The organism is Azospirillum lipoferum (assembly GCF_024170005.1).
Taxonomy (GTDB): Bacteria; Pseudomonadota; Alphaproteobacteria; order Azospirillales; family Azospirillaceae; genus Azospirillum; species Azospirillum lipoferum.
In genome coordinates, this window is record NZ_JALJXJ010000010.1 from 83,001 (window position 1) to 99,692 (window position 16,692).

At 65.3% G+C, this 16,692-nt stretch carries 16 protein-coding genes; 11 read left to right on the forward strand and 5 right to left on the reverse strand.

Going from position 1 to position 16,692, the window contains the following annotated elements; genetic code table 11:
• Nucleotides 1-146: 146 nt before the first annotated feature.
• The 4 genes from J2848_RS22035 to J2848_RS22050 all read left to right on the forward strand — a co-directional run bounded on the left by J2848_RS22035 (nt 147) and on the right by J2848_RS22050 (nt 5,264).
• A complete protein-coding gene (locus J2848_RS22035; RefSeq protein ID WP_149232680.1) occupies nt 147-1,088 on the forward strand; it encodes a ketopantoate reductase family protein in 942 nt (313 codons plus the stop codon).
• 41 nt (nt 1,089-1,129) lie between these two features.
• Nucleotides 1,130-2,179, forward strand: coding sequence for a Gfo/Idh/MocA family protein (locus J2848_RS22040; RefSeq protein ID WP_149232679.1), 1,050 nt, complete (start codon nt 1,130-1,132; stop codon nt 2,177-2,179).
• Nucleotides 2,180-2,285: 106 nt separating this feature from the next.
• Nucleotides 2,286-3,077, forward strand: coding sequence for an SDR family oxidoreductase (locus J2848_RS22045; RefSeq protein WP_149232678.1), 792 nt, complete (start codon nt 2,286-2,288; stop codon nt 3,075-3,077).
• Nucleotides 3,078-3,161: 84 nt separating this feature from the next.
• Complete coding sequence (locus J2848_RS22050) at nt 3,162-5,264, forward strand: methyl-accepting chemotaxis protein (protein WP_170307106.1); 2,103 nt, start codon at nt 3,162-3,164, stop codon at nt 5,262-5,264.
• Between the two features lie 106 nt (nt 5,265-5,370).
• On the opposite strand, the gene J2848_RS22055 is transcribed toward J2848_RS22050, so the two are convergent.
• Nucleotides 5,371-6,018, reverse strand: coding sequence for a TetR/AcrR family transcriptional regulator (locus tag J2848_RS22055; RefSeq protein ID WP_149232676.1), 648 nt, complete (start codon nt 6,016-6,018; stop codon nt 5,371-5,373).
• A 75-nt stretch (nt 6,019-6,093) separates the two neighbouring features.
• Here J2848_RS22055 and J2848_RS22060 point away from each other — a divergent pair, with 75 nt between their 5' ends.
• Nucleotides 6,094-6,825 carry an SDR family oxidoreductase gene (locus tag J2848_RS22060; protein WP_149232675.1) on the forward strand — a complete coding sequence of 244 codons (732 nt, stop codon included), beginning with the start codon at nt 6,094-6,096 and terminating at the stop codon, nt 6,823-6,825.
• Between the two features lie 333 nt (nt 6,826-7,158).
• Here the strand turns inward: J2848_RS22060 and J2848_RS22065 are convergent, their stop codons facing one another.
• Nucleotides 7,159-7,401 (reverse strand): Rrf2 family transcriptional regulator, encoded by a 243-nt coding sequence (locus J2848_RS22065; RefSeq protein WP_253568714.1) that lies wholly within the window; start codon nt 7,399-7,401, stop codon nt 7,159-7,161.
• Nucleotides 7,307-7,648 carry an Rrf2 family transcriptional regulator gene (locus J2848_RS22070; RefSeq protein ID WP_366520487.1) on the reverse strand — a complete coding sequence of 114 codons (342 nt, stop codon included), beginning with the start codon at nt 7,646-7,648 and terminating at the stop codon, nt 7,307-7,309. Before J2848_RS22070 ends, J2848_RS22065 begins: the two co-directional genes overlap by 95 nt.
• 42 nt (nt 7,649-7,690) lie before the next feature.
• Here J2848_RS22070 and J2848_RS22075 point away from each other — a divergent pair, with 42 nt between their 5' ends.
• Nucleotides 7,691-8,365 (forward strand): class I SAM-dependent methyltransferase, encoded by a 675-nt coding sequence (locus J2848_RS22075; protein WP_149232674.1) that lies wholly within the window; start codon nt 7,691-7,693, stop codon nt 8,363-8,365.
• Between the two features lie 123 nt (nt 8,366-8,488).
• Here J2848_RS22075 and J2848_RS22080 read toward each other — a convergent pair whose 3' ends face one another.
• Entirely contained in the window at nt 8,489-9,517 is a 1,029-nt protein-coding gene (locus J2848_RS22080; protein WP_149232673.1) for an acetamidase/formamidase family protein, read from the reverse strand.
• 23 nt (nt 9,518-9,540) lie between these two features.
• Here J2848_RS22080 and J2848_RS22085 point away from each other — a divergent pair, with 23 nt between their 5' ends.
• From J2848_RS22085 to J2848_RS22095, 3 genes are read left to right on the forward strand one after another with little or no spacing between them, the layout of a single operon-like run.
• On the forward strand, nt 9,541-9,708 hold the full coding sequence (locus tag J2848_RS22085; RefSeq protein ID WP_149232672.1) for a CbtB domain-containing protein: 168 nt from the start codon (nt 9,541-9,543) through the stop codon (nt 9,706-9,708).
• A gap of 29 nt (nt 9,709-9,737) precedes the next feature.
• On the forward strand, nt 9,738-10,484 hold the full coding sequence (locus J2848_RS22090; protein ID WP_149232671.1) for a CbtA family protein: 747 nt from the start codon (nt 9,738-9,740) through the stop codon (nt 10,482-10,484).
• A gap of 11 nt (nt 10,485-10,495) precedes the next feature.
• Nucleotides 10,496-11,179 carry a hypothetical protein gene (locus J2848_RS22095; RefSeq protein ID WP_149232670.1) on the forward strand — a complete coding sequence of 228 codons (684 nt, stop codon included), beginning with the start codon at nt 10,496-10,498 and terminating at the stop codon, nt 11,177-11,179.
• Here J2848_RS22095 and J2848_RS22100 read toward each other — a convergent pair.
• Nucleotides 11,136-11,702 carry a histidine phosphatase family protein gene (locus J2848_RS22100; protein WP_170307105.1) on the reverse strand — a complete coding sequence of 189 codons (567 nt, stop codon included), beginning with the start codon at nt 11,700-11,702 and terminating at the stop codon, nt 11,136-11,138. The genes J2848_RS22095 and J2848_RS22100 overlap by 44 nt on opposite strands.
• 616 nt (nt 11,703-12,318) lie before the next feature.
• Here J2848_RS22100 and J2848_RS22105 point away from each other — a divergent pair.
• Together J2848_RS22105 and J2848_RS22110 are read left to right on the forward strand one after the other, a co-directional pair.
• On the forward strand, nt 12,319-14,502 hold the full coding sequence (locus J2848_RS22105) for a methyl-accepting chemotaxis protein (RefSeq protein ID WP_246193987.1): 2,184 nt from the start codon (nt 12,319-12,321) through the stop codon (nt 14,500-14,502).
• 319 nt (nt 14,503-14,821) lie between these two features.
• Nucleotides 14,822-16,648 carry an ABC transporter ATP-binding protein gene (locus tag J2848_RS22110; protein ID WP_149232668.1) on the forward strand — a complete coding sequence of 609 codons (1,827 nt, stop codon included), beginning with the start codon at nt 14,822-14,824 and terminating at the stop codon, nt 16,646-16,648.
• The last annotated feature ends 44 nt before the right edge of the window (nt 16,649-16,692 follow it).

The following is a 16,692-nucleotide window of genomic DNA, read 5'->3' on the forward strand; positions in this document are numbered from 1 at the left end:
GCAGAGCCGACAATGGGATAATCTCTCCATTGCATTCTTCAATAGCGTTCATTGCCGGGTGCTCATGGTCGGGAAGAGCGTTCGCCAAGTAACTTGATCCCCACGTCACAGTCGGCAACGGCTCAGCCGGAATTGGAGAGGAAACGATGAAGGTTTGCATCGTCGGCGCGGGTGCGCTGGGTTCGACGATTGGCGGGACCCTGGCAGCGGGTGGCTGCGACGTCTGCCTGATCGACAGCCATGGCGCGCATGTGGACGCAATCAACCGGTCCGGGCTGCGCATTCTGGAAGGCGACAGGGAGCGCACAGTCGCCGTCGGCGCCCGGACGAGCGCCGAAGGGTTGACGCCGGTCGATCTCGTCATCGTGCTGGTGAAGTCCTTCCACACCGAGGCGGCGGTCGTCGCCGCGGCACCGGCAATCGGTCCGGAGACGCTCGTCATGTCGCTGCAGAACGGGCTTGGGCATGAGGACATCATCGCCGGCGTGGTCGGGCGCGGGCGGGTTCTTGCCGGCAAGACCTACGTCGGCGGGGTATTCCTCGGGCCGGGCCATGTCCGCAGCGGCGTGGCCGGCAAGGAGACGGTGATCGGCGAACTGGACGGCGGCAGCTCGGAACGCGTGGAGCGGATCGCCGCGGCCATGAACGCCGCCGGGCTGCTGACGATCGTCAGCCCGAACATCATGGGCACCATGTGGGACAAGCTGCTGATCAACGTGGCGGGCGGAGCGCTGACCGCCATCACGCGGCTGACCTATGGCGGGCTGTACAGCCTGCCGGTTCTGGAGGAGTGCGCACTGGCCGCGATCGCCGAGGCGATGGCCGTGGCCCGGGCGGGCGGCGTGCAGTTGTCCATCACCGACCCGAGGGACGCCTGGGACAAGGCCTCCGCCGGTCTGCCGCCGGAATTCAAGACCTCCATGCTTCAAAGCCTGTCCAAGGGAGAGGCGACGGAAGTGGATTTCATCCACGGCTCCGTCGTGCGTTGGGGAGCCCGCTGCGGCGTGCCCACGCCGGTCAACAGCACCCTGGTCGCCTGCGTCAAAGGGATCGAGTACGCGGCGACCGACTATCCCGGCAAGGCGTGACGAGAAGCGTAGCGAACTTGTCGAAGAGAAGGTGAATCGGGATGGCGCAGAGCAACGACACCCCGGTCAGGCTGGCCGTCCTTGGGGCGGGCCTGATCGGCAGGCGGCACGTCGATCATGTGTTGAACGAGGACTGCGCCGAGCTGATGGCGATCGTCGATCCATCGGACGTCGGCAAGGCGCTGGCGGCGGAAAAAGGCACGGGCTGGTACCCGGATTTCGCCACCATGATCCGGCGGGAGCGGCCGGACGGTGTCATCATCTCCACGCCGAACCAGATGCATGTCGCCAACGGGCTCGAAGCCGTCGCGGCCGGCGTGCCTGCCCTGGTGGAGAAACCGCTGGCGGATAACGTGGCGGCCGCGACCACTCTGGTCGAGGCGGCGGAGAAGGCCGGTGTGGCTCTGATGACCGGGCACCACCGCCGGCACAATCCCATGATCCGGCAAGCGAAGGCGGTGATCGCCTCGGGCCGGCTGGGCCAGCTCGTCTCCGTCCATGGCAGTTGCTGGTTCTACAAACCGGACGATTATTTCGATCTCCCGTGGCGACGGGAGAAGGGTGCGGGACCGGTGTTCCTGAACCTGATCCATGATGTCGACCTGCTGCGCTATCTGTGCGGCGAGGTGGCCGAGGTGCAGGCCATGGAAAGCAACGCCCTGCGCGGCAATGCGGTGGAGGAGACGGCGGTCGTCCTGCTGCGCTTCGCCAGCGGCGTGCTGGGCACCGTGAACGTGTCCGACAAGATCGTGGCGCCCTGGAGCTGGGAGTTCACCGCCGGCGAGAACCCGGCCTACACGCACACACAGGAGACCTGCTACATGATCGGCGGGACCCTGGGCTCGCTGACCGTCCCCTATCTCGATCTCTGGCACAATCCGACCAAGCCGAGCTGGTGGGAGCCGATCGTCAGAGAACGGCTGCCGGTCGAATACAGGGACCCGCTGGGCTTGCAGGTGAGAAACCTGTGCGAAGTGGTGCGCGGCACGGCCAAGCCGGTCGTGTCGGGGCGCGAGGGGCTGGAAACGCTGAAAGTCATCGAAGCGGTGAAGCAGGCGGCGGCGACCGGACGTCCGGTGCGGACGAACTGAGGGCGTCGTCAGGGAGAGGGCGCCAGGGAAATGGAGGGAGGATGGCGGACGGAACCATCGCCGCATCCCATACTTCTCCCATCCCCACCAGCGCAGCGAGGCGAGCATGAGCGAGAAAACCGAACCCAGGATCGTCGTCGTCAGCGGTGCGAGCCGGGGGATCGGCTTTGCCATCGCCAAATCCTTCGCGCACACGGGCGCGCAGACCATCCTGGCCGCATCGTCCGAAAGCAACCTTGCCGCCGCGGTGAGCCGCATCGCGCAGGAGACCGCCGCGCCGCCGCCGGTCGCCGTCGCGGCGGATCTGCGGACCATCGCCGGCTGCCGGACCGTCCACGACGTCGTCGCGGAGCGGTTCGGCCGATGCGACGTGCTGGTGAATTCGGCCGGAGCCACGCGGGCCGGAGCCTTCCTCACCCAGCCCGACGAGGAGTGGGACGACGGGTTCGCTTTGAAGTTCTTCTCCTGCGTGCGGCTGTGCCGCCTGTTCTGGCCGATGCTGCGAACCGCCGAGGGCTTCGTGGTCAACATCATCGGCGGGGCGGCACGGACCCCCGACCCCGAGTTCCTGGTCGGCGGCTCGGTCAATGCGGCAATGGCGAACTTCACGAAAGGCCTGTCGGGGCTCGGCAAGCGCGAAGGCGTGAACGTCAACGCCATTCTTCCCGGTCTGACGGAGACGGAGCGGATCCAGGCCCTGTTCGAACAGCGCGCCGCGGCGACCGGGATCACCGCCGATCAGGCGCGCCGCGATCAGATCGCCAGGGAAGGCATCCGCCGGCTCGGCCGGCCGGAAGACGTGGCGGAGCTTGCCCTGTTTCTGGCCGACGACCGTGCCCGCCATATCCAGGGTACCGCGATCGCCGTGGATGGCGGCGGAACGGCCGGCCTTTACTGAGTCCGGCGACGGATCGCCATCTGGAAGCACTTGCCGGCCGCCGCGTGAGACCCCCGGAAAAACAGCATGCCAAAGGAGAGGATCATGGGCGGAGGCCGCCGCAAGAGCACCAAGGAGCGTCGCGGATTCGGCATCCGCCGCAGGCTGTTCCTGAGTTTCGGGGCGGTGGCGCTGATGACTTTGATCAGCGGACTGGTCGCCTGGATGTCTTTCGATTCCCTGAGCCGATCCCTGGCGGCGATCACCGGACGCAGCATCCCGGTTCTTTCGACGGCCAACCGGCTTGCCGTGGAAGGAAGTCGGATGGTGGCGTTGGCGCCGCTGCTCGCCAATGCCGCCCAGTCCGCCGAACGCCAGAGGATCATGGAAAGCATCGACGACCATGGTACCCGGCTTTCCCGGCTGCTCGCGGCGGTCGAGAAGGCCGGTACGGCACCGAAACCGCTGGCCGCGCTGCGGAGTCAGGTCGATCGGATCACCGCCAACCTGGACGCCCTCCACACGTCGGTCATGTCGCGCATGGATCTTCTGGACGATCAGGTCCGTGCGGTCAGCACCGTCCGCACCACCCAGGACGCGCTGCTCAAGGCATTGACGCCGCTGATCGACAAGACTGCCTCAAGCCTCGAGACCGGAACGCCCGATACGTCGGTCGGCGGCTTCCGCAAACTGCTGGAACTGGAGACCACCGGCAATCTGCTGGTCGGCCTGATCGTCGAGGCTGCCAACGCGCCGGATGCGCAGAGCCTGGGGAAATTGGCAGAACGCTCGAAGCCGGTCGCCACGCAATTCGCCGGACAGCTCGAGGCACTGGGCGATGCGGCCGAGACCAAGCCGGCGGCCGAACTGGGGCGGCGGTTGCTGGGCTTCGCGCAAGGATCGTCGGCGATGCCGGTGCTCCGGCAACGATCGCTCGACGCGCTGGAACAGGAACATGCCCTCCTGACCGCCAATCTCGACGCCTCGGCCCTGTTGTCGGCGGCGGCGGCGGACCTTGTGGCCGCCTCGCAAGACGACGTCGACCATGCTTCGGAAGTGGCGGCGGACACTCTGCTGCGCGGCCGCCTCTGGATCGGCGGCCTGGCGACGGCCAGCGTGCTGGCTTCGCTTCTCCTGGTCTGGCTCGTCGTCACGCGCGGAATCACGCGCCGTCTGGTCGGTCTCTCCGGCGCCATGCGTGCGATCGCGGGGGGTGATCTGTCTCCGGTCGTCGAAGCCAGCGGACGCGACGAGATCACCGAGATGGCCCGCGCCCTGCTGGTCTTCCGCGACAACATCCGGGAGATCGACGCCGCCAACGCCCGGACAGAAGACGAACGGCGGCGCGGCGCAGCCGATCGGCAACGGGCCATCGGGGCATTGGCAACCTCTTTGGAGGACGGCGTCAACGCGGTGGTCGTCGCCTTGTCGGGGCGGGCGGGTGAAATGCACGCGTTGGCGAACGTGATGACGGCGGCGGTGGAGCGGAACGAGGCCGAGGCATCGGGGGCGGCGGCGACCGCCGTCGAAACCCAGGCGAACGTCCGGCAGGTGGCGGTGGCCGCCCAGCAACTGTCCGGGGCGATCGACGAAATCGCGCGCCAGGTCGATCGGTCCCGCCGACTGTCGACCCAGGCCGTCTCCGAAGCGAAGGCGACGGATGCGACGATGCACGAAATGGAAGACGCCGCGATGGAGATCGGCAAGGTCGTCGACCTGATCACCGAGATCGCCGGGCAGACCAACCTTCTTGCCCTGAACGCGACGATCGAAGCGGCGCGGGCCGGGGAAGCCGGCAAGGGTTTCGCCGTGGTCGCCTCGGAAGTGAAGAGTCTTGCGGTCCAGACGGGCCGGGCGACCGAACAGATCACCCGGAGGATCGCCGCGATGCAGGCGGTCAGCAACACCGCCTCCGAGGCGATCCGTCATATCGGCGAAACCATCGACGCGATCTACCAGATCGCCGCCGGCGTCGCGGCGGCGGTGGAGGAACAGACGGCCGCGACGCGGGAGATCGTACGCAACGTCGATCACGCAGCCAACGGCACCCAGTCGCTCTCGACCAGCATCGCCGAGGTGTCGGCCGTCGCAGGCCAGACCGGGACGGCAGCGCTTCGTGTCCGCGACGTCTCGGGCGACGTCACGGATCAGGCGCGAACGCTCGAGATCCTGCTGAAGGACGCCGTCGACCGCTTCCGTGCAGCGTAGCCCACGCCTCGGGAATGATGACGGCGGGCTTCGAAGGGACCATGGGACGCCGACGGCAGGCGTCAATCGCTGAAGATGGCGCTGTCCATCAGGGCAGGCTCTAACGTCACGATGCCTTCCTCGGTGCGGATTTCACCGCCGCCAAGTAGGCCACGCACATCAGGATCAATTGGTGTTGAACGGCGTGAGCTTCGAGAGGTGGAAGATCACGCTCAAAGACGCTGCGAACCGCGCCGAATATCGTCGTCAGCAGCGTGAGATTTACGGTCCGAAGGTCGGCGAAAGCCGCGTCCGGAGCCGTGGCCAACATCGCCGCCGTCGCCGTGTCGACGCGTTGCGCGAACGCTTCGATCAACGACTCATTGTCAAGTTCGACGACCGAGCGATAGAGCGCGCGGGTTACCTCGGGCCGCTCCGTCTTCACGGTCCAGTAGGTGGTGACGATCGCCTTGACCATCTCGCTGACAGGCGCGCCGTGCTGCGCTCGGGCCGCGCCTTCCACCCTCTCGGCGAGGGCTGACAGGTACCGTTCGTTTACGGCATAGAACAGAGCCTGCTTATGCGGAAAATACTGGTACATCGTGCCGACCGAGACGCCGGCGCGCTCCGCCACCCGCGTTGTCGTCAGCCGGTCGGGACCATCGGCCACCAAAACCTGAATGGTCGCCTCGAAAATGGCGTCTACCGTCGCCGCGGCACGCGCCTGACGCGGCCTTTTCCGGGGGGTTAGATGCATCGGCGCGTTCGAGGGCATAAGCGAATCCAAAAACTGAGGAGTTCTTTATATCTTGAGTCCTCGTCATGATCTAACACCGCAGAGGATTCAAGCATGGTCTGCAATGACCGCGTCGCCCTCGTCACAGGAGCCAACAAAGGCATCGGGCTGGAGATTGCCCGCCAACTCGCCGCGGCCGGCGTCTTCGTCGTTGTCGGGGCCCGTGATCCGGGCCGTGGCCGCGCCGCAGCGGAGACTCTCGCTTTGGAAGGGTTCGGCGTCCAGTTCGTCAGGCTCGACGTTACCGATCCAACGAGCGTCGAAGCGGCCGCCGAGGTCATCGATAGCGAACATCGCCGGCTCGACATCCTGATCAACAACGCCGGCATCGTCGATGCGCAGGACGGCCCTCCGACTACAGCGGCCCCCGATGCGGTACGCCGCATCATGGAGACCAATTTCGTGGGAGCTTTAAGGGTTACCCAGGCGATGCTGCCGCTGCTGCGCCGCTCGAAGGCGGCACGGATCGTCAATCTGGCAAGTTCGCTCGGCTCGCTGGCGGTCAATGGGGATCCGACCTCGCCTTATTACTCTGCGCGGCTGATTGGCTACAATGCATCCAAGGCCGCAGTGAACATGCTGACCGTCCAGCTTGCCGCGGAACTGCGCGACACACCGATCGTCGTCAATTCGGTAAGCCCGGGTTATGTGAAGACCGACCTGACCGGCGGCACCGGCTTCATGACGCCCGAGGAAGGCGCCAGGTTGCCGGTCGAATTTGCGCTGCTCGGCGAGAATGCAGCGTCCGGCCGGTTCGTGGAACCCGGCGGCGAAACTCCGTGGTGACCCCACCAAGGGAACCAGCGTGGATCCTGGCGTCCGATCGGCCAAGCATCCCACCGGCAGCCATAGAGTGTGATCGGATCAAGCGGAATCGCTTGAGGTGTGAATCACACGGAAAAGCAAAAGCTTAGAGCCTTTCACCATAGGCCGACCAATTCGACGACTTCGGCTTCCGGGCATTCTGCTCATCACCGAAGACCGGCCCGCGGCAATCATCGATCCGTGGGCCACGTGGAGAGATGCCGTCCGCGAAATCCAGACAGCGGTAGCCGTAAACAGCAGCTTCCATGACAATCGGCCCATGGTCTTAGAGGCTCGGCCTTGCGCCGAGCCAACTCAATCATGCCGGGATAGTGGCGTCGGCGATGGCGGAGGAAGGGTATCGAGTGTGAGCTTTCCAAACCGCTCCACGAACAACGCCTCCGCTGCCGCCATCGTATCGGCCAATGTGGCGTTGACGTTGCGCGCAATAAGGCAATCCGGTTCATCGGAGCGATTGACTATGGCAAACAGCGTCGGACGGCCGAGAGCTTCGTAGACATCGAGCAGAGTGATCCGGTCGAGGGACCGTCCAAGCATCCAGCCTCCTCGGTACCCCTCTCCTGACTGGACGTAAGCCTGCCTCCCGCAAGCCAGCCATCGTCCGTCGAAAGACCGCCGCATTGGTACCGAGTGCAGCGGCCAGCACCTCGGATGTGACCGGCTTTTCCACGACGCTCAGGTGGAGCAGGATGTGCAGCACATCCGACAATCGCGTGTCCTTGTTCATCGCAATCTGTTCATCGCAATCAGCTGGCCCGCCGCGGGAGTTGATACGTCGCCGCATTCCTTATATGTATCATCAATTGTTACATGAAGGAGCCTGCCCATGTCGTCCTTCTCCGATCCCGCCGAGGTCGCCAGCTACGCCGAGCGCGTCGCCCGCCATGTCCCGGGACTGCGCGATCTTCACCGCATGGTCGGCCTGCTGCTCGCCGAGTGTGTTCCGGCCGATGGCAGGATCCTCGTCGTCGGCGCCGGCGGCGGCCTGGAACTGAAGGCGTTGGCCGAGATGCAGCAGGGCTGGCGCTTCGATGGCGTCGATCCCTCTCCCCAGATGCTTGCGCTGGCGCGTAGCACGCTCGGTGAATTGGCGGCGCGCGTGACCTTCCACGAGGGCTATATCGACGACGCGCCTGAAGGTCTGTTCGACGGGGCGACCTGTCTGCTCACCCTCCATTTCCTGCCGAGGGACGAGCGTATCCGCACGCTCAAGGAGATTCACCGGCGGCTGAAGCCGGGCGGACGTCTCGTCACCGTCCACCACAGCTTCCCCAACGACGATCTCGGCAAGGACAAGTGGCTCGGCCGCAATGCCGCCCTGGTATCGACCGGCGGGATCGATCCCATCAGCGTCGCCGGCAACATCAAGATCATGAAGGAGAAACTGCCGGTCCTCTCCCCCGACCAGGACGTCGCCGTCCTGGAGAACGCCGGCTTCGGCGATGTCGAGCTGTTCTATGCCGCCTTCACGTTCAAAGGCTGGGTTAGCGAGCGATGCTGATGCGCCTGCGAGGACCGGGGATTAGAGTCTGTCTGGTGCTTATTGAAGCACCAGACAGACTCTAATCTTTTGGTTTTCCGTGCGTTTCACGCTTCAAGCGATTCCGCTTGAAGCGATCACACTCTAAGCGGACAGGATCGTTTTCCTGACCGCCGCCGCAACCGAGTATTTCGGGTCGACGAAGTTTCCCAGCCTGACGATGCCGCATTGGCTCAACAGCATGTAGGCGTCCCATTTGTCGAAACCGAACTCCGCCACCATCCAGCGGATCAGTTCGCGGTAGGCGATGCGGGTGGCGTCTTCCAGCGGTCTGGCGCTGCCGATCGCCATGATCATGTCGGCGGTCTCCAGCCGCGGCCAGTCGATGGTCCAGCCCTTGATGAGGTCGACGCGGATGGTCACCGTCGCCGCATATTCGACCGCGACCCCGCACACCTCGCCGTCGCCCTGGCAGGCGTGGGCGTCCCCGATGAACAGCCTCGCCCCCGGCGACCGGACCGGCAGGTAGGTCACGCTGCCCGGCCCCATGTCCGGCAGATCCATGTTGCCGCCGTGATTGTCGGGCGTCAGAGAATTGATCGAATCGATCTCCGGCGAACAGCTCAGCGTCCCGATGTGGGGCTTGTAGGGAAGCGTGACCCGGTCGCTCCAGTAGACGTGCTGCTCGTCGAGATCGATCTTGCGCACGATCTCGGGCAGCGGATCGTTGAGCATGGCGGTGTAGGCCGTTCCGGTCAGGCCGCCGAATTCCTCGATCATGCAGCAGGTCCCCCGGGGATTCTGTCCCCTGGGCACCATCGATTCGATGTAGACGGCCACCGTGTCGCCTTTTTCGGCGCCTTCGACCATGATCGGTCCGTTCTGGGGATTCAGGAACGGCATGCGCAGGAGCTGCGACGGCTTGTCGGATTCGTTGCGGAGGGCGCCTTCGAACGCGTCGCGCGTCTCGATCACGATGCGGTCGCCCGGCGAAATGTCGAGCACGGGCTCCGAATAAGGTCCCATGGTGTAGTGGAACTTGCCCTGCCGCTCTTCGGTCAGGTGGTGCGTGTGCTGGGCCGACGCGCGGCCCAGGCCCCGGGTCGCCATGATCGAGCCTTCGATCCAGGGATGGGTGAAGGGCACCGAGGGCGCGGGATTGGGATTGTCCATGGTCATTGTCCTCAGGGCAAGGAATGGCACAACGAGGGGCAGGCGCGCGCCGCCGCGGCGGTCGCACGTTGGCGGCCGTGTGTTCCAGTTGGGTTGGGGTGTCAGTCCTGGCCGCGTCGCTGATCCATGGCTCGTACGTCCACGAATTCGTCCATGACGGCCGGCACCTGCTCGGCTTCCCCTGCCACTGATTTCCGCACTTCATGATAAGGAGGCCGAGATGGTCGGTAGCCTTTTGCTCCGCGGCATGCTGGTGGGCCTGGTTGCAGGGCTGCTGGCCTTCGCCTTCGCCAAGGTCGTCGGCGAACCCCTGGTGGATCAAGCCATCGCCTTCGAGGAACAGCTGGCCCAGGCCGCAGGGGAGGCGCCGGAGCCCGAGCTGGTGAGCCGCTCCACCCAGGCCGGGTTGGGGCTGCTGACGGGCACGCTGGCCTACGGCGCCTCCATCGGCGGGCTGGTCGCGCTGGTGTTCGCTTTCGCCCAGGGGCGGGTGAGCGCCTTCGGACCGCGGGGCACCGCCGCCCTGATCGCGCTCGCGGGCTTCGTTGCCATCGTCCTGGTGCCGCAGATCAAATATCCCGCCAATCCGCCCGCCGTCGGCAGCGGCGAAACGATCCAGGCACGTACGGAGCTGTTCTTCATCCTGCTTGGCCTGTCGGTGGCCATCGCGGTCGCCTCGATCGGGCTCGCCAGACGGTTGATGGTCCGTCACGGCGGCTGGAACGCCTGGATCGCCGGCGGCGCGGCCTATGTCCTGGTGATGGGAATCGCCTTTTCCGTGCTGCCGTCGGTCAACGAAGTGCCCGAGACCTTTTCCGCCGTGCTGCTTTGGAACTTCCGCATCGCGTCCCTGGCCATGCATGCCGTCCTCTGGACCACGATCGGCCTCGGTTTCGGGGTTCTGGCCGAACGGCGCCTGATCCGGCCGGCCTCCGGGCGGCGCTTGGCGGCTTTGGCGATCCGTTAGGGGGCAAGGCGATGTCGCGATGCCTCGGCACGGTCATTCGCATCGCGGCCGTTCGCATCGCGGCATCGTGCCTCTGGCTGGTCCTGGCTTGCGGGCTGGCCTGCGGATTGGCGGGCGAGGCCGCGGCCCATCGCCGGACGGCGGAGCAGAACAGCCCCGGCCTCCGCATCCCGGCATTGACCCATGGCCAGATGGCGGTGATGGCGGATTACCGCAGCCGGATCGTCGATCTGGCTGCCCGGCAGACCCGAACCGACGAAACCTTCCGTCGCCTGCTGAACTTCGTCCATCTGCAATATGCGGCTTGCGTATGGGGATGGCTGCCCGGCAGCGTCACCGACGAAACGAGCCCCTTCAACGAATGCAGCCACGCCTATCTCTCGGCGACGCGGGCGCTTCTGCTGCATATGCGGAGCATGGACGGAGACCGGTCCGCTGTCGGTTCGCTGATCGACAGGATCGATCGCGATATGCTGGAAAACAGCACCGCATTGGTGCTGTGCCTCTATAGCGACGAGTCGTTCAACACCGCCGACCTGATCGATCCGCACTGGGCCGACGTGCCGTTCCACGGACCCAGCCTGGGAGCGCTTCTGGCCCTCGTCGCCGGACTGGCCATCGGCATCGGGATCCTGGCGTGGAGCACCCGGCCTATGCCTCGCCGTGCCCCCGCAACACCCAACGCGTTCCGTTGAAGCGCAGGTCGGTGACGCAGAGCGGAGGCGTGTCGATTTTCCAGAATGCCGTCAGCGGCGCGTCCAGCACTTGCAGGATCGCACCCCTGGCGACGGCGCCGTGCGTCACGGCCACGACATGTCCGGCGGCGCCGCGCATCTCATCGAGAAAGCCAGCGGCCCGTCCGGCGACATCGGTCACGGACTCTCCGGCCGGCGGCGCAAAGCCGGGATCGGACATCCAGGCCAGAAGACCGTCCGGGTCGGTTCGCTCCAACTCCTCCAGGCTGCGTCCGCTCCATAGCCCATAGTCCTGGTCGCTGAGATCGGCCCGGACCGACGGCTCGATCCCCAGCAGACCGGCGGTCTCGCGCGCCCGGATCGACGGAGCCGCGTAGGCGATATCAGCCTGTGCAAGATCCTTTGCAAGCTTCCGTGCCAAGCTTTCCGAGCGGGATTCCAAGGAGTCGTCGGCAGGAAATCCCTGATTCCGCATCGCCTGCGTGATGCCGCTACAGATTATGGACAGACGGACCATCCTCATTGGATTGCTCTTTCCTTTAAATATGGCTGGCATCACTTTGCAGTCGCCCCGGAGCGGCAGCCATTATAGGAAAGTAGAAATTATAAATACAGCAGATAAATTTAAGTAAACCGAATTATGGGTAAGTGCGCAGGTGCAATGTCGAGGCGTGGATGGATGGCTGACGACCGTTTCGCCGGCGCCTCGGCCGCCAGTTGCCCCGGCAATCCGGATGCGGGCTCTATCGGGTGTTGCCCCAAAGGCAATGCTCCGGAAGAGAAAATAGGCGCCTTATTTGCTGGGCCGTCTGTTAGGCTTCTTCTTGGCCGGTTTAGAAATCGAGCGAGATTTTTAAAATAACTAGCGGATTTAAACTGCTGAGATCGGAAATATAAAAATGAATTTTAAAGCATATATTTGAAATCTCGGCCAATTATTTGAAGATCGGCGCTGTATTTTATAGAGGCCAACGCAGGGACTCATCGAATCCCCCAAAGACAGTTTTTGTGAATCGCATCTGCTCATCATACCCACAGCAAGGGAGTTGGTGTCAATGAACCAGAACGCCGGAGGGGCAGTCGGTTCGCGTGATCGGCGCTTTCGTGTGGGAACGAAGTTGCTTCTGGCGTTCGCCTGTATGTCAGGCTTGACGATCGCCGCCGGTGGCGTCGGGTTTCTGTCTTTCGCCGCGGTCCAGGGGCCGTTGGAGCGCATCGTCGGCACCAGCCTGCCCGGGATGGAACTGGCGGAGCAGCTGTCGCGGGAAAGCGGCACGATCGCCGTTGCGGCTCCCACGCTCGCCGGCGCCGACAGCCAGGAGACCCTGGCGGCCGCCTACAGCGACATCGAGGCGCATGGGCAGTCGCTGCTGGCCCTGGTCGGCAGCCTTGCCCGGAAGCGGCCGGACGATGCGAATGTCCAGGAGGTCACCCGACAGGCAACGCGGTTGATAGAAACCCTCGATGCCGAAAGGGCCGCCGCCGCGCGCCGGATCGAGCTTCGCACCAAGCGGGAGGAGGCTGCGGTCGAACTGTCGCGGCAGCATTCCGCCTTCGTCGCCAAGCTGCGTCCGCTGGTCGAAGGGACGGGCAATCGGCTCAGGGATCTCGGCAGCACGCTGGGAGCCGCCAACGAGAAGGATCTGGATGATCTGGAGCGGGTCGCCGCCGGGCTCGATCCTGCCGATGGCCGCATCGCCGACCCGAAAGCCGAAATCGACCGGGTAGCGCGTTCAATCCGTGCAAGATCGAAGGACATGGTGGACGAGCTTTCGGGGAGCGGGCTGCGGCGTTTCCGTGCCTATCTCGATCTTGCCGGCTACGGAAATGTCGTCGCCGGAACCCTGAGCGAGGCCGCACAAGGGCTGACGGCAAACCGGATCGACGCGCTGGCGGGGACTCTCAGGAAATCGGTCTTCGCCGTCACCTCCATCTTCGCCATGATCGGCCGTGACGGTGAGAACGCCGAACTTGCCAAGGCATTCGAGGCGATCGTCGCGTTCGGCGCCGGAGAGCGGAGCCTGTTTGAAATGCGCAAGGCCGAGCTTGCCGCCTCCGAGCACGAGCTTTTCACCGTTCTGGCGGAGAACCGGGAGGCGGCACGGCAATTCGCCCTGGCGGTCAATCGGCAGATCGCGACCATGAAGCAGGAGGCGGACGATGCGGCCGGGGAAGCCATGTCGGCGATCGTCGCCGGCCGCTGGATGCTGGCGGGGTTTGCCGCCGCCAGCCTCGTGGCCGCGGGACTGCTGGCCTGGATTGTGGTGGGCCGCATGATCGTACGGCGGCTTGACATGCTGACGAGGGCGATGCGGTTGATCGCGGGAGGGGATTTGACCGCAGCGATCCCCGGTGGCGGAAACGACGAGATTGCCGAAATGGCCAAGGCGCTGATCGTGTTTCGCGATACCGCCCACAAGGCCGCCGAGGCCGGCACCCGCATCGAAGCCGAACGTGCCCGTGCCGGCCAGGAACGCCGACGGGCGATGATCGAGATGGCGGAGAGCTTCGAGGCGCGGGTGAAGAGCGTACTCGACCGGGTCGGTCTGGCGGTCGGCGAGATGGGCGAGGTCGCCAGGCGCATGAACGGCAATGCGGAAACGACGTCGGGCGAAGCGGCGACCGCTGCGGCGACCTCGCAGCAGGCGGAGGGTTGCGTGAAGGCGGTGGCGATCGCCGCCGAGGAGCTGTCGGGATCGATTGCGGAGATCGGGGTGCAGCTGGCCGCTTCGAGCCGGATCGCCCACGAGGCGGCCGGTGCCGCGGAACGGACCGACCGCACCGTCGACGGTCTGGCGCAGACCGCGCTGAAGATCGGAGAGGTGGTCCAGCTGATCAACCAGATCGCCAAGCAGACCAACCTCCTGGCGCTGAATGCCACCATCGAGGCGGCGCGGGCCGGTGAGGCGGGGCGCGGATTTGCCGTGGTGGCCCAGGAGGTGAAAAACCTCGCGACCCAGAGCGCCCGTGCAACCGACGAGATCGCCGGCCAGATCCAGGCGATGCAGGCGGTGACGGACGAGGCGGTGGAGGCCATCCGCAACATCGCCGGCACGATCCGCGAGATCAACGGGATTGCCGCGAGCGTGGCGTCGGCGATGGAGGAGCAGAGCGCCGCGACGCGGGAGATCGCGCGGAACGTGGTCGAGGCGGCGACCGGCACGCAGCATGTCCGCCGCACCATCGATCTGGTGACCCAGGCCGCGACGGAGTCCGGTGACTCCGCCAATCGCGTCCTCGGCGCATCGGCGACGGTCGCCCGGCAGGTGGAAACGCTCGGCTCCGAGGTCGATGCCCTGATGCTTCACATGCGGGCCGGGTGAGTTGCCGGGAGCCGGCCCGCCCGGCATCGGCCCGCGACGGTGTTGCCCGCCGGGCAACGAACTTCGACTCCTACAGTTCTTTCTGCATTCGCTGGTCACTGCTATCGTCAGTGCTTGAGAGCGATGCCGGTTGATTGTGGCGCCACGCCGTTCAGTCGGCCTGATCTGACCGATCCATAAACAAGCCCTGAAAAAGGCAGTGTCTCTGGAATTGTTTGTACCGACCGGCGTGGGCAACGCCGGCGGCAAGGACGGGTGCTGCGCTTCCGGTGGTCCAGCTGCCGGTTCGGCAATCATGCATAGCGGTTAGGAGGAGCTATTGGAGCAGACGGTTCTTTCCGTGCGCAACCTGACGACATCGTTTGCGCGGGATGGCCTGTGGCAGCCGGTGGTCAGGAATCTGTCCTTCGACATCCGCCCGCGGGAGACGCTGGCGATCGTCGGGGAATCCGGATCCGGCAAGAGCGTCACGGCTCTGTCGATCATGCGTCTGCTTCCGCCGACGAACAGCCGCATCGCCGGGAGCATCAACCTGATGGGGCGGGATTTGCTCCGCCTTCCGGACGAGGAGATGCGCAGGGTTCGTGGCAACGAGGTCGCCATGATCTTCCAGGAGCCGATGACCAGCCTCAATCCGGTGCTGCCGGTCGGGTTCCAGATCGTCGAAGCGCTGATGCTCCATCGCGGACTGACGCGGGTCGAGGCGGAGGCCGAAACCGTCCGGCTGTTCGACAAGGTGAGGATTCCCGCCGCCAAATCGCGGCTCGGCGAGTATCCCCACCGCTTTTCCGGCGGCATGCGGCAGCGTGTCATGATCGCCATGGCGCTGGCCTGCAAGCCGAAGCTGCTGATCGCCGACGAGCCGACAACTGCGCTGGACGTCACCATCCAGGCGCAGACGCTCGAACTCATCAAGACGCTGCAGGCCGAAGAGGGCATGTCTGTCCTGTTCATCACCCACGATATGGGCGTCGTGGCGGAGATCGCCGACCGCATGCTGGTGATGTACCACGGCGACGTCGTGGAGACGGGCGAGACCGCCGAGGTCTTCCGCAATCCGTGCAAGCCCTATACGCGGGCGCTGCTGTCGGCGGTTCCGCAATTGGGGTCGATGACGGGCCGGGAGCGCCCGATGCGCTTTCCCGTGGTCGATATCAAGACCGGAGAAGCGGACACGCCGGTGGAAACGCCGGACACCATCGCCCAGGCCGACCGCCCGGTCCTGGAAGTGCGCGGCCTGACGACCCGCTTCGACATCCGTTCCGGCATCCTGCGCAAGCCGGCCGGCTGCGTGCATGCGGTCGAGAATGTTTCCTTCAGCGTCCAGCCGGGGGAAACCCTGTCGCTGGTCGGAGAAAGCGGGTGCGGCAAGTCGACCACCGGGCGGTCGATCCTGCGCCTGATCGAACCGAGGGCGGGAACGATCCTCGTCGAGGGCACCAACATCCTGTCATCCAGCGCGCGCGCCTTGTCGGAGGCGCGCAAGAAGATGCAGATGATCTTCCAGGATCCCTTCGCCAGCCTCAACCCCCGCATCAAGGTCGGCAACGCGATCGCCGAGCCGTTCCTGGTCAACCGGATGGGAACGCGCGCCCAGGCGCGCGACAAGGTGGCCGACCTGCTGGTCCGGGTGGGTCTCAAGCCCGAGATGGCCTCGCGCTATCCCCACGAATTCTCCGGCGGCCAGCGCCAGCGCATCTGCATCGCCCGCGCGCTGGCGGTCGAGCCCAAGCTGATCATCGCCGACGAGGCGGTTTCGGCGCTGGACGTGTCGATCAAGGCGCAGGTCGTCAATCTGATGCTCGATCTCCAGGCCAGCCTGGGGCTGGCCTATCTCTTCATTTCGCACGACATGGCGGTGGTCGAACGCCTCAGCCACCGCGTCGCGGTGATGTATCTGGGCGAGATGGTCGAAATCGGGCCACGCGCCGCGGTCTTCGGCAACCCGCAGCATCCCTACACCAAACGCCTACTTTCCGCGGTCCCGGTGCCCGATCCCGCGCGGCGCCGGATGGCGCGGTCGATTTCGAATGCGGAGATCAAGAGCCCGGTGCGCAGGCTCGACTACATACCGCCGGTCCGCGAATACCGCGAGGTTTCGGCGGGGCATCTCGTCCAGTCATGGGGCGAGGAATGGGCCGCATAAGCTTCGGCATCTTACGACCGAGGGAGCGGCGGCCGAACAGGAAC